At 32.4% G+C, this 324-nt stretch carries 1 pseudogene; it reads left to right on the forward strand.

Annotated elements, in window-relative coordinates:
* Positions 1-240, forward strand: a pseudogene (locus ACQRBJ_RS16335) (hypothetical protein); the annotation flags it as partial.
* Positions 241-324 lie beyond the last annotated feature (84 nt).

Genomic DNA, 324 nt, shown 5'->3' on the forward strand with positions numbered 1-324 from the left:
AGTAGAAGGAAATTGCACTATTTATTGAAGGCTTCTGAGTATGAGTTTTTGGGTGACCAAGATAGATTTGTCGATTGCTCTGATTTTAAAAGAATTTCAAAGGAACGATTTGCAGAATTGTTTTCAATAGATAAGATGAAGGGAAAAATTAATAAGAATGATTTGGTAGAAATAAAAAAGGCTATTTGTTCTTATGAGAATGTTTCCATGAAGTTGTTGAAACGTTTTGGATTGATATAACTGGGAAATTTATTGTGATTTTCTTGGGTGAAGGAGTATACTTAGCAATCCTTCACCCTAATAACGATACAAATCCCAAGCCCT

The organism is Prevotella sp. SGI.167 (genome assembly GCF_050313615.1).
GTDB lineage: Bacteria > Bacteroidota > Bacteroidia > Bacteroidales > Bacteroidaceae > Prevotella.